General features: G+C 67.0%; 21 protein-coding genes and 1 pseudogene. 12 read left to right on the top strand and 10 right to left on the bottom strand.

Going from position 1 to position 19,129, the window contains the following annotated elements; translation table 11 throughout:
• Positions 1 to 33: 33 nt before the first annotated feature.
• Positions 34 to 1,329, bottom strand: coding sequence for an amidohydrolase (locus J2728_RS17335; RefSeq protein ID WP_310001157.1), 1,296 nt, complete (start codon positions 1,327 to 1,329; stop codon positions 34 to 36).
• Positions 1,330 to 1,625: 296 nt separating this feature from the next.
• Here J2728_RS17335 and J2728_RS17330 point away from each other — a divergent pair, with 296 nt between their 5' ends.
• From J2728_RS17330 to rpmG, 3 genes are all read left to right on the top strand, one after another.
• Positions 1,626 to 2,354, top strand: a complete 729-nt coding sequence (locus J2728_RS17330; protein WP_310001155.1) for an NUDIX hydrolase — start codon at positions 1,626 to 1,628, stop codon at positions 2,352 to 2,354.
• A 23-nt stretch (positions 2,355 to 2,377) separates the two neighbouring features.
• Positions 2,378 to 2,842, top strand: a complete 465-nt coding sequence (locus tag J2728_RS17325) for a DUF6265 family protein (protein WP_310001153.1) — start codon at positions 2,378 to 2,380, stop codon at positions 2,840 to 2,842.
• 81 nt (positions 2,843 to 2,923) lie between these two features.
• Complete coding sequence (gene rpmG / locus J2728_RS17320; protein WP_004620056.1) at positions 2,924 to 3,091, top strand: 50S ribosomal protein L33; 168 nt, start codon at positions 2,924 to 2,926, stop codon at positions 3,089 to 3,091.
• Positions 3,092 to 3,180: 89 nt separating this feature from the next.
• On the opposite strand, the gene J2728_RS17315 is transcribed toward rpmG, so the two are convergent.
• The 4 genes from J2728_RS17315 to divK all read right to left on the bottom strand — a co-directional run bounded on the left by J2728_RS17315 (position 3,181) and on the right by divK (position 7,011).
• Positions 3,181 to 3,423 carry a hypothetical protein gene (locus J2728_RS17315; RefSeq protein ID WP_310001143.1) on the bottom strand — a complete coding sequence of 81 codons (243 nt, stop codon included), beginning with the start codon at positions 3,421 to 3,423 and terminating at the stop codon, positions 3,181 to 3,183.
• A gap of 80 nt (positions 3,424 to 3,503) precedes the next feature.
• Complete coding sequence (gene phoY / locus J2728_RS17310; RefSeq protein WP_310001221.1) at positions 3,504 to 5,165, bottom strand: alkaline phosphatase PhoY; 1,662 nt, start codon at positions 5,163 to 5,165, stop codon at positions 3,504 to 3,506.
• A gap of 107 nt (positions 5,166 to 5,272) precedes the next feature.
• Complete coding sequence (locus J2728_RS17305) at positions 5,273 to 6,637, bottom strand: PleD family two-component system response regulator (protein WP_310001142.1); 1,365 nt, start codon at positions 6,635 to 6,637, stop codon at positions 5,273 to 5,275.
• The gene (gene divK / locus J2728_RS17300; RefSeq protein WP_013079896.1) at positions 6,634 to 7,011 is read right to left on the bottom strand and encodes a cell-cycle response regulator DivK; all 378 of its coding nucleotides are present in this window, start codon (positions 7,009 to 7,011) and stop codon (positions 6,634 to 6,636) included. The genes J2728_RS17305 and divK overlap by 4 nt, the downstream gene beginning before the upstream one ends.
• A gap of 121 nt (positions 7,012 to 7,132) precedes the next feature.
• Here divK and J2728_RS17295 point away from each other — a divergent pair, with 121 nt between their 5' ends.
• The 6 genes and pseudogenes from J2728_RS17295 to clpA all read left to right on the top strand — a co-directional run bounded on the left by J2728_RS17295 (position 7,133) and on the right by clpA (position 12,832).
• The gene (locus J2728_RS17295; protein ID WP_310001141.1) at positions 7,133 to 7,780 is read left to right on the top strand and encodes a hypothetical protein; all 648 of its coding nucleotides are present in this window, start codon (positions 7,133 to 7,135) and stop codon (positions 7,778 to 7,780) included.
• A complete protein-coding gene (locus J2728_RS17290) occupies positions 7,777 to 8,667 on the top strand; it encodes an ROK family protein (RefSeq protein WP_310001139.1) in 891 nt (296 codons plus the stop codon). The genes J2728_RS17295 and J2728_RS17290 overlap by 4 nt, the downstream gene beginning before the upstream one ends.
• 10 nt (positions 8,668 to 8,677) lie before the next feature.
• Positions 8,678 to 9,934, top strand: a complete 1,257-nt coding sequence (locus J2728_RS17285; protein ID WP_310001137.1) for a DNA polymerase IV — start codon at positions 8,678 to 8,680, stop codon at positions 9,932 to 9,934.
• Between the two features lie 30 nt (positions 9,935 to 9,964).
• Positions 9,965 to 10,123: pseudogene (locus J2728_RS17280) on the top strand (hypothetical protein); the annotation flags it as partial.
• A gap of 36 nt (positions 10,124 to 10,159) precedes the next feature.
• On the top strand, positions 10,160 to 10,489 hold the full coding sequence (gene clpS / locus J2728_RS17275) for an ATP-dependent Clp protease adapter ClpS (protein WP_013079900.1): 330 nt from the start codon (positions 10,160 to 10,162) through the stop codon (positions 10,487 to 10,489).
• 12 nt (positions 10,490 to 10,501) lie between these two features.
• Complete coding sequence (gene clpA / locus J2728_RS17270; protein ID WP_310001136.1) at positions 10,502 to 12,832, top strand: ATP-dependent Clp protease ATP-binding subunit ClpA; 2,331 nt, start codon at positions 10,502 to 10,504, stop codon at positions 12,830 to 12,832.
• Positions 12,833 to 12,889: 57 nt separating this feature from the next.
• On the opposite strand, the gene J2728_RS17265 is transcribed toward clpA, so the two are convergent.
• Positions 12,890 to 13,324 carry an HIT family protein gene (locus tag J2728_RS17265; protein WP_310001135.1) on the bottom strand — a complete coding sequence of 145 codons (435 nt, stop codon included), beginning with the start codon at positions 13,322 to 13,324 and terminating at the stop codon, positions 12,890 to 12,892.
• 53 nt (positions 13,325 to 13,377) lie between these two features.
• On the opposite strand from J2728_RS17265, the gene J2728_RS17260 reads away from it, so the two are divergent.
• Both J2728_RS17260 and J2728_RS17255 read left to right on the top strand, forming a co-directional pair.
• Positions 13,378 to 13,959, top strand: a complete 582-nt coding sequence (locus tag J2728_RS17260) for a DUF4287 domain-containing protein (RefSeq protein WP_310001134.1) — start codon at positions 13,378 to 13,380, stop codon at positions 13,957 to 13,959.
• 70 nt (positions 13,960 to 14,029) lie between these two features.
• Positions 14,030 to 14,518, top strand: coding sequence for a pyridoxamine 5'-phosphate oxidase family protein (locus tag J2728_RS17255; protein WP_310001133.1), 489 nt, complete (start codon positions 14,030 to 14,032; stop codon positions 14,516 to 14,518).
• Positions 14,519 to 14,539: 21 nt separating this feature from the next.
• On the opposite strand, the gene J2728_RS17250 is transcribed toward J2728_RS17255, so the two are convergent.
• The 4 genes from J2728_RS17250 to J2728_RS17235 form a co-directional block, all read right to left on the bottom strand.
• Positions 14,540 to 15,712 carry a GNAT family N-acetyltransferase gene (locus J2728_RS17250; protein ID WP_310001132.1) on the bottom strand — a complete coding sequence of 391 codons (1,173 nt, stop codon included), beginning with the start codon at positions 15,710 to 15,712 and terminating at the stop codon, positions 14,540 to 14,542.
• The gene (locus tag J2728_RS17245) at positions 15,709 to 16,482 is read right to left on the bottom strand and encodes a glycerophosphodiester phosphodiesterase (protein ID WP_310001131.1); all 774 of its coding nucleotides are present in this window, start codon (positions 16,480 to 16,482) and stop codon (positions 15,709 to 15,711) included. The genes J2728_RS17250 and J2728_RS17245 overlap by 4 nt, the downstream gene beginning before the upstream one ends.
• Positions 16,482 to 16,943: a RidA family protein gene (locus tag J2728_RS17240; protein ID WP_310001130.1), complete on the bottom strand. Its 462-nt coding sequence runs from the start codon at positions 16,941 to 16,943 to the stop codon at positions 16,482 to 16,484. Before J2728_RS17240 ends, J2728_RS17245 begins: the two co-directional genes overlap by 1 nt.
• A 128-nt stretch (positions 16,944 to 17,071) precedes the next feature.
• Positions 17,072 to 17,506, bottom strand: coding sequence for a phasin family protein (locus tag J2728_RS17235; protein ID WP_066681968.1), 435 nt, complete (start codon positions 17,504 to 17,506; stop codon positions 17,072 to 17,074).
• 314 nt (positions 17,507 to 17,820) lie between these two features.
• Here J2728_RS17235 and J2728_RS17230 point away from each other — a divergent pair, with 314 nt between their 5' ends.
• Positions 17,821 to 19,122, top strand: coding sequence for a serine hydrolase (locus J2728_RS17230; protein WP_310001129.1), 1,302 nt, complete (start codon positions 17,821 to 17,823; stop codon positions 19,120 to 19,122).
• The last annotated feature ends 7 nt before the right edge of the window (positions 19,123 to 19,129 follow it).

The following is a 19,129-nucleotide window of genomic DNA, read 5'->3' as shown; positions in this document are numbered from 1 at the left end:
CGCCCCGGCGAACGCGGAGCGCGGTGCTTCAAGCTACTTCTTCGCCAGATAGTCCAGCGCCATGAACGCTTCCGCCTTCACACCGGTCTCGAACACCGCCTCGTCGACGTCGAAATAGGGCGAGTGGTTGGCGGGCGCCGTGGCGGCCGGCACGTCGGCCTTGCGGCCACCCAGCTGGACGAACACCGCCGGGACCTTCTCGGCGTAGAGCGAGAAGTCCTCCGCGCCCGTCACCAGCGGCGCGTTGTCGTCGACCTTGGCCGAGGCCTTCAGCAGGCTGGCCTTCACCCACTTCGACAGCTCGGGATTGTTGTAGGTGACCGGATAAGGTTGGCTGAACACCGCCTCGGCCTTGGCGCCGTAGCGGTCACCGATGGCGGCGACGGCCTTCTGGACCTTGGCGATCAGGTCGACCTTCCGCGCCGGCGAGAAGGTCCGCATCGTCCCTTCCATCTTCAGGTCTTCGGGAATGATGTTCTGGCGCAGGCCCATGTTGATGGTCGCGACGGTGACGACCGAGGGCTGGACGCCGACGTCGACCTGGCGCGCGGCGATCTGGTTGATCGCCTGGATGATGTCGGCCGCGACGCTGGCCATGTCGACGCCCGCCCAGGGACGCGCGCCGTGCGTCTGGCGGCCCTTCACCGTGATCGTCAGACGATCGGCGCCCGCGTAGAAGCCTTCCGGTCGATAGTTCAGCTGGTGGGCGTCGCCGGGGCCGATATGGACGCCGAACATCGCGTCGACCTTGGGATTGTCCAGCGCCCCGTCCTGGATCATCAGCTTGGCGCCGCCTTCCTCGCCGGCCTGGGGCCCCTCCTCGGCCGGCTGGAACACGAAGACCACCGTCCCCTTGATGTCCTTCTTCATGCCGGCCAGGACCGTGGCGGTCCCCAGCAGCATGGCGACGTGGGTGTCGTGGCCGCAGGCGTGCATCACCGGCACCGTCTTGCCTTCCCAGGTCGCGGTGGCCTTGGAGGCGAACGGCAGCCCGGTCTTTTCGGCGACCGGCAGGGCGTCCATGTCGGCGCGCAGGGCCACGACCTTGCCCGGCTTGCCGCCGCGCAGGATCCCGACCACGCCAGTCTTGCCGACGTTCTCGCGGACCTCCAGGCCCAGCGCCTTGAGCTCCTTGGCGACCAGGGCCGCGGTCCGGACCTCCTGATTGCCCAATTCCGGATGCTCGTGAATGTCGCGTCGCCAGGCCACGACCTTGGGCTGGACCGCCTTGGCCGCCGCCGCCACCTGGCCCGGCGTGGGCGCGGCCATCGCCGGCGCGCCAAGCGCCAGGCCAGCGGCCAGCGCCAGGGTGGAAATCCGTCCGATCATCGCAGAGCCCCTCTGAATTGAGGCGCGAGCTTGGGACGGGTCGCGGCGGAGGGTCAAGCTGGACACCTTCAACACATCCAAAACTCCGCCTTCCTCGCCCTAGTGGCGAGGACCCATGCATCAACTGACTGGGCTTGAACGGAGGGCTTCGCTCGTGTCGGCGCACACCAGCCAGCGCTTAGGCGACTGAACGCTGGGTCCTAGGCGCAAGGCCTAGGAAGGCGAATTGAACGATAAGGTTGTGATTGACCCAACGTCCGCCTTTCCCACCGAGGCAAACCGTCTAACCTCCGCCCATGAGCCTGCCGCCGATCGACGCGAAATTCGACACGATCAACGACGGCGCCGTGCGCGAGACCGGCGCGGCGCTGAAGCCTAAGCACGCGGCCACCCTGATCATCGTCCGCACCGATGGCCCTCGGCCGCGCCTGCTGATGGGCCGAAGGAATCACGGCCACGCCTTCATGCCCGACAAGTGGGTGTTCCCCGGCGGCCGGGTCGATCGGACCGACTACGACGCACCCAGCGCCAACGAGCTCGCGCCCGAGGTCGCCGCGCGTCTCGAGCTAGACCCCCGCCACCCCAAGCCGGCGCGCCTGGCCCGCGCCCTGGCCCTGGCGGCGGTCCGGGAGACCTTCGAGGAGACCGGGCTCCTGCTGGCCCAGGCCGCGCCAGAGCGCCCCGGCGCCGGCCCCTGGCGGCCGTTCCTGGCCCAAGGCGCCCTGCCCGACCTCGCGCCGCTGAGCTTCGTGGCGCGGGCCATCACGCCGCCCTATCGCCCGCGCCGCTTCGACGCCCGATTCTTCATGGCCCCCGCCGAGGCCTTGCTGTCGTTGGACCGCCGCCCCGACTGCGGCGAGCTGGACGAGATCGCCTGGGTGGATTTCGAGGAGGCCATGGCGCTGGATCTGCCCAACATCACCCGCTTCGTGGTCCACGAGGTGGGCCAAAGGCTGGCCGAGGCTGGACGGCCCGCGCCGTTCATGCGCTTCCTGAACGGCCAGCGGCGCTTGACCCACCTATAAGCCCCCTCGGGAAGGAGCATTTCATGATCGCTTCGGCTCTCGTCCTGGCCTTGGCCGCGACGCCGCCCGCCCCGGCGGCCGAGATCGACCGCCTGGCCTTCATCGCCGGCTGCTGGACGCTGACGCGACCCAGCGGCGCGAAGATCGAGGAGCAGTGGCTCGCGCCAGCCGGCGGGGCGATGCTGGGCATGAGCCGCACCGTGCGCGACGGCGCGCTGCGCGAATATGAGTTCATGCGCATCTTGCCCGCCGCCGACGGCAAGCTGCAGTTCGTGGCGATTCCCTCCGGCCAGGCCGAGGGCGCGTTTCCGATGAAAGAGATCGGCGACAACACCGTCGCCTTCGAAAACCCCCTGCACGACTTTCCCCAGCGGATTCTCTACCGTCTGGTCGACAAGGACACCCTGGTGGCGAGGATCGAGGGCTCGGTCGGCGGACAGGCCCGTTCGGCGGACTTTCCTTACCGACGTTGCGCGGCCGGCAATTGACTTTGAGTCTCCGATGAGTATGTTCCGCGCCTCTTATTTCCAGCGCGCGGGAACCTGCGCGACCACCGCAGGGATTCGACCATGGCCAAACCGGCTTCTATCAAGATCCGCCTGAACTCGACGGCGGACACCGGCTTCTTCTACGTCACCAAGAAGAACGCCCGCACCAAGACCGAAAAGATGGTGCTGAAGAAGTACGATCCGGTCGTCCGCAAGCACGTCGAATTCCGCGAAGGCAAGATCAAGTAAGATCGCTCTTCAGCGCTGAGACACGAAAACGCCCGGCTATCGCTAGCCGGGCGTTTTTTATTGGTCGCTTGTCGAGAGCGGAGGGCCCCTCAGCCCGTCCACACCCAGCGCAGCAACGTGAAGCTACCCCAGAGCAGCGTCAGGGCCAGCAGGATCGGCCCGACGCAGACGGCGACGAACGCGCCGATCATCGCCAGGTTGGAAAACCCGCTGGCGGGCTGGTCGAAGGTCGCCCCACCGACCAAGAAGAGAACCGAGCAAATCGCCAGACCCAGAAGCAACCAGCGACCGGTCGGCGCGCGCTTTCTAAAACTGATCTTCGACTTCATCATCCCCACACTCCCATAGGATGTATCGGGGAGGATGCGCGATGAAGGTGTGCGAAAAGCTAAGAAAGCGCACTAAACAATGCTTAGCATTTCTCGCCGAGGACCAGGGGGCGGCAGACGCCGTCGATATCCGCGGGCGGCTTCAGGCCCGTCGCCGCCGCCAAGGTGGGGGCGATATCGACCGTGTCGAGCGGCAGAACGCGCTCGCGCGGGGCCGCGCCCTTCCACCAGAAAAGGATCGGCACGCGACGATCATAGTCCCAAGGACTACCGTGCGTCGAGACATAGGTCGCGCCCGCGGTGGCCGGAACGCGATCGGGCTTGAAGGCGATCAGGATGTCACCGACACGGCCCGGATAGGCGCTGCGGCGGACCCGTTCGGCGATCGAAAGCTCCTCGGGCGAGGCGTCGGCCGGAGCGGCCTCCATCGTGAAGATCGCATTGGAATCAAAGGCCTGCGCAACGCTGGGGTCGCGGTTGATCAGGGCCAGGGCCGCGGCGGTGACGCGGGCGCGATCGGCCAGCGACGGCGTCTTGCGATCGGGGCCGACGACGTAGATCTGGTCGATGCCGCCGTCGGCGACCAGCGGATCCCAGGCAAGGCCCAGGTCGGATCGCAGCTGGGCGTTCAGCTTGGCGACCCACGGCTTGCCGATCACCCGCTCGAAATCATAGCCCTCGTCGTGCAGGCGCTCGGCGAAGTCGGCGCCGCCGTGGTCGGCGGTCAGCACCACCAAGACGCCCCCCTTGACCTTATCCAGGCTCTTCAAGAAGACGCCCAACCGCTCGTCCAGACGCGCGATTTGGTCGCACATCTCCGGGCCGCGCGTGCCGTAGCGATGGCCGATGAAATCGGTCGCCGACAGGCTGACCGTCAGCAGATCGACCTGGGGGCCGTCGCCCAGGGCGTAGCTCTCCCTCAAACGTTGAGCCAGCTCCAGGGTCGCCTGGTCGGCATAGGGGCTGGCGTAGAGGTCACGCAGCTTGTCGGCGTCGCTGGTCGCCGCCGGGATCGGCAGGGCCGCGCGCCACTGGCGGCCGCCGGTCTGGTAGTCGGCCTCCAGCGCCTTGCAGCGCTTGGCCGAGGCCTTGGCGTAGTCCCAGGTGAACGGATGGGCCTTGAGGTCCGCCGCCAGCTTGGCGTTGAACGCCGCGACCGGCTTGAGGCGCTCCTGGGCGCTCTGGCCCGGCGCGACCCAGGTCGTGAAGCCAAAGCCGGGTTGGTACCAGAACTGGCCGTCGGCCTTGTGGCCAGACATGGTGATCGCGCCGCGATCCTTGCCCGAGACGCCGAACACGCGGCTGCCCGGCGACACGGCCTTCAGCCAGTCGCCATAGGTCGTGGCGACCATGTTGGCGGGCGAAACCGCCCTGCCCTTGGGATCATCGGCCAGGGTCACGGTCGGATCGGCCAGGCAGTAGACCGTCTTGCCCGTGGCGCGATCGTACCAGTCGTTGGCGCTGATGCCGGTCTTGTTGGGATGCTTGCCCGTCAGCAGGGTCGAGTGGCCGGGGCAGGTCTCGGTGAAGGCGTGCGACTGGTAGCCGTTGGGATAGACGATCCCCTGGCTCAGCGTCGCCAGGCCGCCGACGAACTCGGGCCGGTGCTGGGCGTAGAGATTGGCGCTGAACTGATCGACCGAGATCACGACCACCAGCTTGGGGTCCGGCTTGGCCTGGGCGGCGGCTTGAGCGGCGAAACCGGTCGCGAGAACGGCGGCGGCGAGCGCGCCGCAGGTAAGCATCGTCTTCATTCGAGCGATTTCGCCCGAATGGTTCATCCGTGCAAGGACGGAAGGGTTTCAGAGCTGAAATGTCGCTGGCCCGCCCGGAGGCGAGGCGCCGGCGCGCCTCAGGCGGCCTTGCCGACCACCGTGTTGCGCCCCGAGGCCTTGGCCTCGTAGACGCCCTCGTCGGCGCGCTTGAGCAGGGCTTCGGGGGTGTCCCCGGGGCCGCCGGTGGCCGAGACGCCGACCGAGACCGTGACGTTCAGCATCTCATCGCCATTGGCGACCTTGAACGGCGAGGCCGAGACGTGCTTGCGGATCCGCTCGGCGATGCGCAGGGCGTCGGCCATGCGCGTCTCGGGCATGATCACCGTGAACTCCTCGCCGCCGTAGCGGCACGGCAGGTCGATGGCGCGCACGTTCGAGGCCAGGCGCAGGGCGAACTCGCGCAGCACCTCGTCGCCGATGTCGTGGCCGAAGGTGTCGTTGATCTTCTTGAAGTGGTCGATGTCAATCAGCAGCGCCGAGACCTCGTCCCCGCCCATCGCCGCGCGGCGAACCAGCGTCTCCAACTGGCCCACCATGTAGCGGCGGTTGTGCAGGCCGGTCAGCTGGTCGGTGACGGCCAGCTCCAGCGAGTGGTCCAGGTTGTTGCGCAGATAGTCGGTGTAGCGCTTGCGCTGGATCTGGGTCTTGGCGCGGGCGGCCAGTTCCTGGGGGTCCACCGGACGGGTCAGGATGTCGTTCACCCCGATCTCCAGCGCCTTGACCATGCGGGCGCGGTCATCGGGATCGACCAGGGCCAGGACCGGCAGGTGGCGGGTGCGCTCGTCCGAGCGTAGGGCGGCGGTGAAGCGCAGGCCGTCGAAGCCCTTGGCCGCGGCGTTGACGATGACGAGATCGACCGGACCGCTGGCGCTGACCCGGGCCGTCTCGGGATCGGTCTCGACCACGGGACGGTGATCGGCGGCCAGTTCGCCGGCCAGGCGCTCGGCCTGGCGTTCGTTGTCGTCGACGACCAGAACCCGGCCGCCCAGGCCGTCCAGGCGCGCGGCGGCGCCGGCGATCACGCCGATGCGGCGGCCCGAGGCCTCGCGTTGGCGAAGTTCGTCGATGACCAGCTTGAAGCGCGTCAGGCTGCGCACGCGGGCGAACAGCATGACGTCGTCGATCGGCTTGGTGAGAAAGTCGGAGGCTCCGGCCTCCAGCCCCTGGATCCGGTCCGCGCGACCGTCGAGGGCGGTGATCATCACCACCGGGATGTGGCGGGTGGCGGGATCTTCCTTGAGTTTGCGGCAGACGGTGAAGCCGTCGAGGCCGGGCATCATGACGTCCAGCAGGATGATGTCGGGCGGATCGCGCTGGGCCATGTCGAGGGCCGTCTGGCCGTCCATGGCGGTGGAAACTTCATAGTATTCGGCCGCCAGCTTGGCTTCCAGCAGGCGGACATTGGCCTCGATGTCATCGACGACGAGGATCCGGGCGCTCATGCAGGCTGCCTTTCCAGCAGGCGCTTGATCGTTTCGAGGAAGTGAACCACCGAAATCGGCTTGGAGATATAGGCCTCGCAGCCGCCTTCGCGGATGCGCTCCTCGTCGCCCTTCATGGCGAAGGCGGTGACGGCGACCACCGGAATATGGGCCAGCTCCTCGTCTTCCTTCAGCCACTTGGTGACTTCCAGGCCCGAGATCTCCGGCAGCTGGATGTCCATCAGGATCAGGTCTGGCTTGTTGTCGCGGGCGATGGACAGCGCCGACAGACCCTCGCGGGTCTGCAGGGTCTCGTAACCCTGGGCCTCGAGCAGATCATGAAAGAGCTTCATGTTCAGCTCGTTATCCTCCACGATGAGGACCTTCTTCGTCATCCTTACCCCGACCGTACGGTCATGTGGCGACGCCTGCGGATTCGCGCCACCTTCCAGAAGTTGTTCGCACAAATATCCTTAAGCGCCCGCTAATCGCTTTTAGACCGACCGCCAAGAGCCCATGAAACCGCGCCTTACCGATCTTCAGGCCTGCCCCATCAGTCCCGCGGCGCCGCTGGTCATCGTCGATGTCGATGAGGTTCTGGCCCAGTTCATGTTCGGCTTCGGCGCCTTCATTTCGCGATACGGCTTCGAGCTGCGGGTGGATCGGTTCGCCTTGTTCCAAAATATCTATCGCCCAGGAGAGACCGAACACCTCGATCTGATCGCGGGCAAGGCCTTGTTCGACGATTTCTTCCGCGACGGCGCCGGGGATCTCCCGCCCGCCATGGGCGCGGCCGACGCCCTGGCCGATCTTTCGACCCGCGCCGAGGTGGTGATCCTGACCAACGCGCCTGAACATGGACGCCTGTCCCGCGCCCAATGGCTGAAGACCCACGGCTTCGACTACCCCCTGATCATCAACACGGGCCCCAAGGGGCCGGCGGCCGCGGAGCTTGCGGCGCGCACCTCGGGGCCCGTCGTCTTCATCGACGATCTTTTACCGCAGCTGGAATCGGTGGCGGAAAGGGCGCCCACGGTTGGACGCTTCCAGATGGTCAGCGACGAGCGCTTGCGCCCCCTCGCCCCATCGGCGCCCGACCGCCATGTCCGTATCGACGAATGGCCTCTCCTGAAGACGGCCATCGAGGAGCGTCTGTTCGCATGATCCGTTTTGGCATCGATTTCGGCGGCACCAAGATCGAGGCCGCCGCCATCGACGAGTCCGGGGCCTTTGTCGCGCGCGTGCGCAAGCCCAATCCGGGTGAGTATAAGGCCGCGCTCGATGTCGTCGCCGAGCTGGTGGCCGACGCCGAGGCGATGGCCGGCGCGTCCTGCGCGCGCCTGGGCCTGGGTATTCCCGGCTCGATCTCGCCCCGCACCGGCCTGATCCGCAACGCCAATAGCGTCTATCTGAACGGCCAGCGGTTCGGCGAGGACCTGGAGCAGCGCCTGGCCCGCCCCGTGCGCCTGACCAACGACGCCAACTGCCTGGCCCTGTCCGAGGCGGCCGATGGCGCCGGCGCGGGCGAAGGCGTGGTCTTCGCCGCCATCCTGGGCACCGGCTGCGGCGGCGGCGTGGTCGTCGACGGCAAGATCATCGACGGCCGCAACGGCGTCGCCGGCGAATGGGGCCACTCGCCCCTGCCCTGGCCCAAGCCCGAGGAATATCCCGGCCCCGACTGCTGGTGCGGGCGCAAGGGGTGCCTCGAGACCTGGATCGCGGGTCCCAGCTTCGCCCGCGACGCCGGCTTCCCCAACGGCCAGGCGACGATGGAGGCGATGGCCGCCGGCGACGCTTCCGCCGCCGCGGCGCTGGATCGTTATGTCGACCGGCTCGGCCGGGCCCTGGCCGTGGTTTGCGACCTGATCGATCCTGACGTCATCGTGCTGGGCGGCGGCATGTCGAACGTCGACGCGCTCTATGATCGCCTTCAGGCCGCCATCGCCCCGCACGTCTTCTCCGACGTCTTCGAGACGCCGGTCCGCAAGGCCATCCACGGCGACAGCTCCGGCGTGCGCGGCGCGGCCTGGCTGTGGCCGCGGGAGATCTAGGGAGCCCTGCATGAAATCCCTGTGCCGCGACTGCGGGTGGACGGGCGAGGCCAAGGCCGCGCGTTGTCCGTCCTGCGGCTCGCCGCGCACGGTGTTTCATGAAGAGCTGGGGACGCTCTCGATCGCGCACCTGGACTGCGACGCCTTCTACGCCTCGGTCGAGAAGCGGGACGATCCGTCCCTGCGCGACAAGCCGGTGATCGTGGGCGGCGGCAAGCGCGGGGTGGTGACCACCGCCTGCTACATCGCCCGCATGAGCGGCGCGAAATCGGCCATGCCGATGTTCAAGGCGCTGAAGCTGTGCCCCGACGCCGTGGTCATCAAGCCGAACTTCGCCAAGTACAAGGAAGAGAGCCGGCGCATCCACGAGAAGCTCGACAAGCTGACGCCGCTGATCCAGCCGCTGTCGCTGGACGAGGCCTGGATCGACCTGACCGGCACCGAGCGCCTGCATGGCGCGCCGCCGGCGGCGATGCTGGCCAAGCTGCAGGCCGAGATCGAGCGCGACATCGGCCTGACCGTCTCGATCGGCCTGGCCCCCAACAAGTTCCTGGCCAAGATCGCCTCGGAGCTGGACAAGCCGCGTGGCTTCTCGGCCATCGGCGCGGCCGAAGCTCAAACCTTCCTCGCGGACAAGCCGGTCGCCATCCTGCCCGGCGTGGGTCCGGCCACCGTCTCGGCCCTGGCCGAGATCGGCCTGCGCACCGTCGGCGACATCGCGGCCGCCGACCTGAAGCTGCTGGCCAACCGCCTGGGCTCGGGCGGCCTGCGCCTGCATCGCCTGGCCCACGGCCAGGACAGCCGCCTCGTTGATCCCGACCAGGCCCGCAAGACGATCAGCGCCGAGACCACGTTCAACGACGACCTCCACAAGCGCGACGATCTGGAGGACGAGCTCTGGCCCCTCTGCGAGAAGGTCGCCAAGCAGGCGCGCAAGGAAGGCGTCGCGGGCCGCGTGGCGACGCTGAAGCTGCGCACGCCCGACTTCAAGATCCACACCCGCCGCCGCACCCTGGCGGTGCCGACCCAGACCGCCCGCACCCTGTTCCAGGTGGCCCGCGAGCTGCTGGCGGCGGAACCCAAGGGTCTTTCCTACCGGCTGATCGGCGCCGGCCTGACCGAGTTCGTCGACGCCGAGACGGCCGGCTCGGACATGTTCGCCGATGAAGAGCGGCGCTCCCTGAAAAGCGAGACCGCCATCGACGCCCTGCGCGGAAAGTTCGGCGCCGCGGCCGTCGTCACAGGCCGCGCGCTGAAGAGCCGCTGAGTCGCGCGCCCCCCTCTTGCGGGGTAGGTTTTGGTTCACCATTTGGGCCTCTCCACCACGGAACCGTTCGCGCGCGGTCTTCGCTCTCCCAAACGTGAAGCCGATTTCCGAGGCGCCCCTGTGCTAAAGCGGCGCAGCGGCGCTTCAGGGCCTTCCAAAGACGCCGCGTTTCCATATCTAATCCAGAGTAGGCGGGTGATTTGCTCGCCAGGAGAGAACAAGTCGATGGCCGAGCGGAAGCAAGGCGGACAAAGCAACGGCGCTGGGTCGTCGGTCGTCACGGAAGTGAAGCCGAAGACGCAGAAGCCTTCGCTGTATCGAGTTCTGATTCTCAACGACGATTACACCCCGATGGAATTCGTCGTTTACGTACTCGAACGGTTCTTCAACAAGTCGCGCGAAGATGCGACCCGCATCATGTTGCATGTCCACCAAAACGGCGTGGGCGTGTGTGGCGTCTACACTTACGAAGTCGCAGAAACCAAGGTCGCCCAGGTCATCGACTCGGCGCGACGCCATCAGCACCCCCTACAGTGCACCATGGAAAAGGACTGAGGAGCCTCCCCGTTGCCCTCTTTTTCGCGCCCCCTCGAAGAGTCCCTGCATCGCGCCGTCGCGTACGCCAACCAGCGTAAGCACGAGTACGCCACGCTGGAGCACCTTCTGCTTTCCCTGACCGACGACGACGACGCCGCCGGAGTCATGCGCGCGTGCGACGTCGATCTCGCCGCGCTGAAGAAGAGCCTCTCGAACTATCTAGACGTCGAGCTGGCCTCGCTGGTCGTCGACGACGAGGAAGACGCCAAGCCGACCGCCGGCTTCCAGCGCGTGATCCAGCGCGCGGTGATCCACGTCCAGTCGTCCGGCCGCGAGGAAGTGACCGGCGCCAACGTGCTGGTCGCGATCTTCTCCGAACGCGAGAGCCACGCCGCCTACTTCCTGCAAGAGCAGGACATGACGCGGTACGACGCGGTCAATTTCATCGCTCACGGCATCGCCAAGAAGGCCGGCGCCTCGGAAGCCAAGAGCGTCAAGGGCGCCAGCGCCGGCTCGAACCAGACCGAGGACGACGGCGAAAAGCCCAACGCCAAGACGGGCGGCGAGGCTCTGGAAGCCTACTGCGTCGACCTCAATGAAAAGGCCCGCCAGGGCAAGGTCGACCCGCTGATCGGCCGCGCGAACGAAGTGGAACGCGCGATCCAGATCCTGTGCCGTCGCACCAAGAATAACCCGCTGCTCGTGGGTGATCCCGGCGTCGGCAAGACCGCCATCGCCGAGGGCCTGGCTCGCAAGATCGTCACGCACCAGGTCCCCGAGGTCCTGGAAGGCGCCACCATCTACTCGCTCGACATGGGCGCGCTGCTGGCCGGCACCCGCTATCGCGGCGACTTCGAGGAACGCGTCAAGCAGGTCGTCAAGGAGCTGGAAAGCCACCCGAACGCGGTGCTGTTCATCGACGAGATCCACACGGTGATCGGCGCCGGCGCGACCAGCGGCGGGGCGATGGACGCCTCGAACCTGCTGAAGCCGGCACTGGCCTCTGGCTCGCTGCGCTGCATGGGCTCGACCACCTACAAGGAGTTCCGCCAGCACTTCGAGAAGGATCGGGCCCTGGTCCGTCGCTTCCAGAAGATCGACGTGAACGAGCCGACGGTGGAAGACACCATCAAGATCCTCAAGGGCCTGAAGACCTACTACGAGGACTTCCACAAGCTGAAGTACACGGCCGAGGCCCTGAAGGTCGCGGTCGAGCTGTCGGCCAAGTACATCACCGACCGCAAGCTGCCGGACAAGGCGATCGACGTGATCGACGAGGCCGGGGCCAGCCAGATGCTGCTGCCGGAAAGCCGCCGCAAGAAGACCATTGGCGTCAAGGAGATCGAAAGCGTCGTCGCCAAGATCGCCCGCATCCCGCCGAAGTCGGTCAGCAAGTCGGACACCGAGGCCCTCAAGGAACTCGAGACCGACCTGAAGCGCGCCGTGTTCGGCCAGGAAGAAGCCCTGACCCAGCTGTCGGCCGCCATGAAGCTGGCCCGCGCCGGTCTGCGCGAACCGAACAAGCCGATCGGCTCGTATCTGTTCAGCGGCCCGACCGGCGTCGGCAAGACCGAAGCCGCCAAGCAGCTGGCGCAGACCCTGGGTATCGAGATGCTGCGCTTCGACATGTCGGAGTACATGGAACGGCACACCGTGAGCCGCCTGATCGGCGCCCCTCCCGGCTATGTCGGCTTCGACCAAGGCGGTCAGCTGACCGACGCGGTCGACCAGCACCCGCACGCCGTCGTCCTGCTCGACGAAATCGAGAAGGCGCACGGGGATGTCTACAACATCCTGCTGCAGGTGATGGACAATGGCACCCTGACCGACAGCAACGGCAAGAAGGTCGACTTCCGCAACGTGGTCCTGATCATGACCACCAACGCGGGGGCCTCGGACGCTCAGCGCAACTCGATCGGCTTTGGCCGCAGCAAGGTCGAAGGCGAGGAGGAGGCCGCCCTCAAGCGCCTGTTCACGCCGGAGTTCCGCAACCGCCTGGACGCCGTCGTGGCCTTCAAGCCGCTGACGCCGGAGATCATCCGTCAGGTCGTGCAGAAGTTCGTCATGCAGCTGGAGGCGCAACTCGCCGACCGCAACATCACGATCGAGCTGAGCGACGACGCGGCCGACTGGCTGGCCAAGAACGGCTTCGACGAGCTCTACGGCGCCCGTCCGCTGGCCCGGGTCATCCAGGAGCACATCAAGAAGCCCCTGGCCGATGACATCCTGTTCGGACGCCTGGTCCGTGGCGGCCACGTCAAGGTCATGCTGGTCAATGGCAAGATCGAGTTCGAGATCGACAGCAATGTCGATCCGAAGGCCGGCAAGACCGACGAGACCGAACCGGCCATGGCCGAGTAGGCCTCCGCCTCGACCTGAAACGGAAAGGCCCGGAGCGATCCGGGCCTTTTTCTTTGCTTACAGCGCCGCCGCGATCTTGGCCGCCAACGCCTTCAGTTCGTCGGTGTTGGCCATGCCGCCCTCCCCGTGCCGCCCCAGGGCTTCGCCCTCGTAGCGCGGGATCACGTGGAAATGCAGGTGGAAGATCGTCTGGCCGGCCGGCGCGCCGTTGAACTGGGTGACGACCACGCCATCGGGCTTCAGGGCCGAGACCACCGCTCTGGTGAGCTTCTGCGTCGCCGCGGCCAGCTCGGTCAGCACCTCTGGCTCGGCCTCCAGCAGATTGCGGGCCTGGCTGACCTTGGAAATCACCAGGGCGTGGCCGCGCGACTGCGGGAACACGTCCATGAAGGCCAGGACGCGGTCGTCCTCGAACACCTTCACGCTGGGGATCTCGCCCCGGATGATCTTGGCGAAGATGTTGTCCGCGTCGTAGCGTCCGTCGAGGCTCATGACCGTCTCCCTGTCTCGGATCGGTCGTAGCAAACCAGGGGACGGGCGCAACCATGGACGAGAAGCCTCAAGGCCTGACGGAGCAACAACAGAGGTGGTTCGCGTCCCTGCGCGCCAACCTCGAGCGCGAGACCGGCAAGACCCTGGACCAATGGGTCGAGATCGTCCGCCGCGAGTGCACGGAGACCAAGCCCAAGGCCCGCGCCGAGTGGCTGAAGGCGACCCATGGCCTGGGCCAGAACCGCGCCGCCAGCATCTTCGCCGTCGCCTATCCGGAGAGCGGCGGCTGGGACGACGCCGCCGGCCTGCGCGCGGCGCTGTGGACCGATCCGGCGTCGACCGCGATCCTGAGCGCCGTGGAGACCGCGATCGCGGACTTTCCGGGCCTCGTGACCGGCCAGCGCAAGGGCTACACGGCCTGGTCCCACAAGGCCCAGTTCGCGGCGCTGAAGCCCCTCAAGGGCGGCCAGGCGGTGCTGGGGCTGGCGGTGACGCCAGACGCCTCGCCGCGCCTCTCCGAACCCAAGAACGAAGGCTGGTCCGAGCGCCTCAAGGCCAAGCTCGCCCTCGCCTCGCCAGCCGACGTGGACTCCGAGGTCAAGGCGCTGCTGAAGGCGGCGTGCGACCGGTCCTGAAGTCGCCAAGCTTCACCCTAGGAACGCGGCTCCCTCGCCGCCGTTCGTCTCACGAGCAAAGGAGACGACGATGTCCAAGGAAGCCGAGCTGGCCGAGAAGTTCTGGAAGGCCCTGAAGTCCGACCGCACCGTGATGCTGGGCCTACCCGATCACGAGAACGGCCGCGCCCAACCGATGACCGCGGTGTTCGAGGGCGATCATTCCGGTCCGATCTGGATCTTCAGCGCGGTCGATGTGGATCTGGTCCGGGCGGTGGACAACGGCGAGCATGACGCCATCCTCCACTTCGCCTCGAAGGGCCACGACGTCTTCGCGACCGTCGAGGGCCGCATGCGGATCGACAACGATCGCGAGACGATCGAGCGCCTCTGGAACCCCTTCATCGCCGCCTGGTACGAAGGCAAGGACGACCACAAGCTGCGCCTGTTGCGCTTCGAGCCGGGCGACGCCCAGATCTGGCTGAACGAGAACAGCCTGTTCGCCGGCCTGAAGATGATGCTCGGGGCCGATCCCAAGAAGGACTACAAGGACAAGGCCGCAGAAGTCCGCCTGCAGTAGCCGCCCCGATCGGGAGGGGCCCTACCGCTCCTCCCGGAACGGCGAATATTCCTCGGTCAGCATCTCGATGTCGGCGGCCACCGCCTCGCGTTCGCGCTCGAGATAGCGCGCCACCGGCTCGCGGAGCGCCGGATCGGCGATCCAGTGCGCCGAGTAGACGGGACTAGGCAGATAGCCCCGCGCGATCTTGTGCTGCCCCTGCGCGCCGGCTTCGACACGCGGCAGCCCCAGCCGGATCGCGTGCTCGATGGCTTGGTAGTAGCAGAGTTCGAAGTGCAGGAACGGCACGTCCTCGACGCAGCCCCAGTGGCGGCCGTAGAGACAATCGCGGCCCAGCAGATTCAGCGCCCCCGCGATGAACGGCCCGCCCGGTCTCCGAGCCATCAGCAGCAGCACCTTGTCCGCCATCCGCTCGCCCAACAACGAGAAAGAGCGGCGGTTCAAGTAGGGCCGCCCCCACTTGCGGCTTCCGGTATCCATGTAGAAGGCGAAGAACGCGTCCCAGTGATCCTCGGTGAGATCCGCGCCGGTCAGGGCGACGATCTCGAGCCCCTCCTGAGCGTCACGCCGCTCTCGGCGGATCGTCTTGCGACGGTTGGCCGATAGGGCCGCGAGGAAGTCGTCGAAGGTCGCGTAGCCCTTGTTCTCCCAATGGTACTGCTGGTCCTGGCGAAGCAGCATCCCGCGCTCGCCCATCCAGCGCCACTCATCCTCGATTGGGAAGGTCACGTGGACCGACGAGGCGCCCATGCGCTCGCATAGGGTCAGAGCCCCACCCAGCAAGGCCGAACGCCCCTCGTCGCTGTCGATGTCGGGCCGCGTGATCAGGCGTGAGCCGGTCACCGGCGAGAACGGCGAAGAGCACTGAAGCTTGGGATAGTAGCGCCCGCCGGCGCGCTCATAGGCGTCGGCCCAGGCATGGTCGAAGACGTATTCGCCCTGGCTGTGGGACTTCAGATAGAGGGGCATTACGCCCGCCACGACGCCGTCCTCGTCCTCCACGGACAGGTGCTGTGGCGCCCAGCCGGTGCGCGCCGAGACGCAACCGCTTTCCTCCAGGATCGACAGGAAGTCGTAGGAGACAAACGGATCGCCGGTCGCCCCCGCGCAAGCGTCCCAGGCGTCCTTGCCAATCTCGGCGATCGCGCGATGGACGCGAACCGCCGGACGGACGCCCAGGGGACGTTCCGTCACGCGTGGAAGCCCTCGAAGATCAGGTTGTCGCAATGGTCTCGCACGCCTTCCCACTGGTCGGGGCCGCGAACGGTCCAAGCGATCACCGGCATGCCCTTGCCGCGATATAGGTCGGCGCGCGGGCTGGGCAACATGTCCAGGCCCAGCGACAGGAAGTCGGGTCGCGCCAGCTCGACCTGCTCCAGCGCCGCCAACGACTTGCGCATCTCCGGCGCCAGCTTGCGGGCGTTGTCATCGTTCCAGCCGTAGGAGTTCAGGCCGCGCAGGATCTGCGGGTGGTGGTCGGCGAACCAGGCGTGGGAATAGGGATTGAAGCCGATCACGGCGGTCGGGCCGTTATGGTCGACCAGTACGTCGGTCACGCGTTTTTCCAGCGGCCCGACCTCGCCGAAGGGGGTCTTCAGTTCGATGAAGACCATGGCGCGGTGGCCGATCATGGTCAGGGCGTCGGCCAGGGTCGGGATCGTCTCGTCCGTGCCCTTCAGGGTCATGGCCCCGAGGTCGGCGGCGGTGTGGTCGCGCAAGCGCCCTTCCCGGCCCGTCATTCGCTCTAGGCGGTCGTCATGAAACACCACCGCCTCGCCGTCGGCGGTCAGCTGGACGTCCAGCTCGATGGCGTAGCCGTGGGCGCAGGCGGCCTGGAACGCGGCCAAGGAGTTTTCCGGCGCGCCCTCGGGGCTCCAGAGGCCCCGATGGGCCGCCGGCGGGTCGAACAGGCGCTCCCACGCCTCGCCGAAGGTTTCGGTCGAGGGGCGTTCGCGCGAGCGCATCAGGCGATCTCCACCACCGCGTCGACCTCGACGGCGAAGCCGAGAGGCAGCTTGTAGACGCCCACCGCCGAGCGGGCGTGGCGTCCGGCGTCGCCCAGCGCCTCGACCATCAGGTCCGAGCAGCCATTGACGACCTTGGGGATGTCGATGAAGTCCGGACCGGCCTGGACGAAACCGCCCAGCTTGACGACGCGCACGACGCGATCCAGGTCGCCGTCGCAGGCGGCCTTCATCTGGGCCAGCAGGTTGATCCCGCAAATGCGCGCGGCCTTCTGGGCGGTCTCAAGGTCGACGTCGACGCCGACCGTGCCCTTGATGCCGCCGCCGGCGTCCAGCGAGATCTGGCCAGAGATGTGGACGAGATTGCCCGAGCGGACGAAGGGAACATAGTTGGCCACCGGCGCCACCGGCTGGGGCAGTTCCACGCCAATCGCCTTCAGACGCTCTTCAACCTTCGACATACAAACGCTCCCACGATTTCCATGGCATCCTTAACGCGGGCGGCGCGGGCGCAAAAGAAAAAAGCCCGGACCTTCCGGCCCGGGCTTTCTGGTCTTGGGTCGCGTCGGCGGGACGCGACAGGCTGCTCTTAGCGAGCGGCTTGGAACTTCTCGACCGCGGCGCTCATGCGCTCGTTCAGCGGCTTGACCGAGTCCTTGATCGAGGCCGAGACGATCTCCGAGGCCTTGCTGACCTGGGCGATGTAGGCTTCGAGGGCCGACTTGGCCCAGGCGGTCTGCAGCTCGACGGCTTCCTGCACGCTCTTGGCGGCGGCCAGCGACTTGGCGGCGGCGACTTGGTCTTCGGCCAGCTTCTTGCCGTAGGCGAAGGTCTCGGCGCCCAGGGCTTCGGCGCCCTTGGTGGCGGCCGTCACCGAGGCGACGACGGCTTCGAGGTTCTTCTTCGAATGGGTGTTGGCTTCGGCCAGGGCGGCCAGCGACTTCTCGACGCCGTCCTTGAACGCTTGGTTCGAGGCGGTGGTGAACTGTTCGACGGTGTTCTTGACGGTTTCGGCGGCGGCCATGGGGATCTCTCCTGGGGAGGACGGAGGCGGGGCCGATGGCGCGAGCTGCAACTCGTCCACCTGCGCTTGGGACAACGGCGGTTTGCCATGTTGCAGTGCAGCAGTCAAGGATTTTGTGCAGCGCACCATGACTTAAGGTCATGCTTCCGTGCCGCTCACCCAAGCTGCAGCATTGGAACCACGCGCTCATTTTTTTCGCCCCCGCGGCAAGTTCGCTCACCACTTGTTTACTTTAGCGAAAGGGGCCAGCCATCATGCTAAGGACACGCGTGTGGCGGTGCGGAACCGCTCAGTTCAAATGACGGACGTCCCTCATGTTCGCCAAGCTTACCTCCGCTCGTTCCGTTCTGGCAGCCGCCGGCTTGGCGCTGGCGACCCTGATTGGCGCTGTCGCGCCGGCGCCCGCCTCGGCCGCCATACCCTATCTCCAGCTCAACGCTTCGGAACCGAAGTACGCGGCCATCGTGATCGACGCCAATTCGGGTGAAGTCCTTTACGACAAAAGGGCCGACAGCCCCCGCTACCCGGCCTCGGTGACCAAGGTGATGACGCTGTACCTCACCTTCGAAGCGCTCGGCGAAGGCCGAATGAAGCTGACCGACCGGGTGGTGATGTCACCTCGCGCCGCCGCCCAGGCCCCGACCAAGATCGGCCTGCGCCCGGGCGACAGCATGAGCGTCGACGAGGCCATCAAGGCCATGACCGTGAAGTCGGCCAACGACGTCGCCGTGGCCATGGCCGAGCGCCTGGCCGGCAGCGAGTCGCGATTCGCCGCCCTGATGACCCTGCGCGGCCAGGAACTGGGCATGCGCAACACCCGCTTCGTGAACGCCTCGGGCCTGCCCGACAGCCGCCAGATCTCGACGGCTCGCGATCTCGCCATCCTGTCGCGCGCCGTCATGCGCGACTTCCCACAGTACTACAGCTACTTCTCGGTGCGGGGCTTCACGTTCCGGGGCAACTACATCAAGGGCCACAACCGCCTGCTGGACAACATGGAAGGCTTCGACGGCCTGAAGACCGGCTACACCAACGCCTCGGGCTTCAACCTGGCCGGCTCGGCCGTCCGCGACGGGCGCCGCCTGATCGCCGTGGTCCTGGGCGGCCCCTCGACCGCCTGGCGCGACAACAACATGGAAGACCTGCTGCTGACCGGGTTCGACGTGATGAAGCGTCGCTCGCGCGGCGAGCGGACCACCATCGCCGCCAACATCTATGAAGACGAGCCCTCGGGTCCGATCGATCGTCCGTCGGTCGAACAGGGCGACGGCGACCAGGCCGGGCTGAAGATCGTCCTGACCGAGAACCCGCACAATCCGGGCCCGATGAAGGTCTCCCCCACCCTGCGCGCGGCCCAGGCCAAGCCGGCCAAGAAGCCGCAAGGCGAATGGGCCGTGCAGGTCGGCGCGTTCAAGTCCAAGTCGCTGGCCAACGAGCAGCTGAAACTGGTGCGGGGCCGCTTCGCCAAGGTCGTCGCCGACGCCGAAGCCGCCGTCGAAGGCGCGGGCGGCACGTTCCGCGCCCAGTTCCAGGGCCTGACCGCCGACGCCGCTCGCGGCGCCTGCTCGACGCTGAAGGCCAAGCGCGTGCCATGCATGGTGCTGTCGCCGCGCTAGGCCCCAC

The sequence above is a fragment of the Caulobacter segnis genome (genome assembly GCF_031454995.1).
GTDB classification, from domain to species: domain Bacteria; phylum Pseudomonadota; class Alphaproteobacteria; order Caulobacterales; family Caulobacteraceae; genus Caulobacter; species Caulobacter segnis_E.
The sequence above is the reverse complement of the archived record's forward strand: the minus strand, read 5'-3'. Positions and strand labels throughout refer to the sequence as shown.

Excerpts from the sequence above, each read along its gene's own strand:
- J2728_RS17335 (WP_310001157.1), bottom strand. The coding sequence starts at position 1,329 with ATGATCGGACGGATTTCCACCCTGGCGCTGGCCGCTGGCCTGGCGCTT.
- J2728_RS17330 (WP_310001155.1), top strand. The coding sequence starts at position 1,626 with ATGAGCCTGCCGCCGATCGACGCGAAATTCGACACGATCAACGACGGC.
- J2728_RS17325 (WP_310001153.1), top strand. The coding sequence starts at position 2,378 with ATGATCGCTTCGGCTCTCGTCCTGGCCTTGGCCGCGACGCCGCCCGCC.
- rpmG (WP_004620056.1), top strand. The coding sequence starts at position 2,924 with ATGGCCAAACCGGCTTCTATCAAGATCCGCCTGAACTCGACGGCGGAC.
- J2728_RS17315 (WP_310001143.1), bottom strand. The coding sequence starts at position 3,423 with ATGATGAAGTCGAAGATCAGTTTTAGAAAGCGCGCGCCGACCGGTCGC.
- phoY (WP_310001221.1), bottom strand. The coding sequence starts at position 5,165 with ATGCTTACCTGCGGCGCGCTCGCCGCCGCCGTTCTCGCGACCGGTTTC.
- J2728_RS17305 (WP_310001142.1), bottom strand. The coding sequence starts at position 6,637 with ATGAGCGCCCGGATCCTCGTCGTCGATGACATCGAGGCCAATGTCCGC.
- divK (WP_013079896.1), bottom strand. The coding sequence starts at position 7,011 with ATGACGAAGAAGGTCCTCATCGTGGAGGATAACGAGCTGAACATGAAG.
- J2728_RS17295 (WP_310001141.1), top strand. The coding sequence starts at position 7,133 with ATGAAACCGCGCCTTACCGATCTTCAGGCCTGCCCCATCAGTCCCGCG.
- J2728_RS17290 (WP_310001139.1), top strand. The coding sequence starts at position 7,777 with ATGATCCGTTTTGGCATCGATTTCGGCGGCACCAAGATCGAGGCCGCC.
- J2728_RS17285 (WP_310001137.1), top strand. The coding sequence starts at position 8,678 with ATGAAATCCCTGTGCCGCGACTGCGGGTGGACGGGCGAGGCCAAGGCC.
- clpS (WP_013079900.1), top strand. The coding sequence starts at position 10,160 with ATGGCCGAGCGGAAGCAAGGCGGACAAAGCAACGGCGCTGGGTCGTCG.
- J2728_RS17265 (WP_310001135.1), bottom strand. The coding sequence starts at position 13,324 with ATGAGCCTCGACGGACGCTACGACGCGGACAACATCTTCGCCAAGATC.
- J2728_RS17260 (WP_310001134.1), top strand. The coding sequence starts at position 13,378 with ATGGACGAGAAGCCTCAAGGCCTGACGGAGCAACAACAGAGGTGGTTC.
- J2728_RS17255 (WP_310001133.1), top strand. The coding sequence starts at position 14,030 with ATGTCCAAGGAAGCCGAGCTGGCCGAGAAGTTCTGGAAGGCCCTGAAG.
- J2728_RS17245 (WP_310001131.1), bottom strand. The coding sequence starts at position 16,482 with ATGCGCTCGCGCGAACGCCCCTCGACCGAAACCTTCGGCGAGGCGTGG.
- J2728_RS17240 (WP_310001130.1), bottom strand. The coding sequence starts at position 16,943 with ATGTCGAAGGTTGAAGAGCGTCTGAAGGCGATTGGCGTGGAACTGCCC.
- J2728_RS17235 (WP_066681968.1), bottom strand. The coding sequence starts at position 17,506 with ATGGCCGCCGCCGAAACCGTCAAGAACACCGTCGAACAGTTCACCACC.
- J2728_RS17230 (WP_310001129.1), top strand. The coding sequence starts at position 17,821 with ATGTTCGCCAAGCTTACCTCCGCTCGTTCCGTTCTGGCAGCCGCCGGC.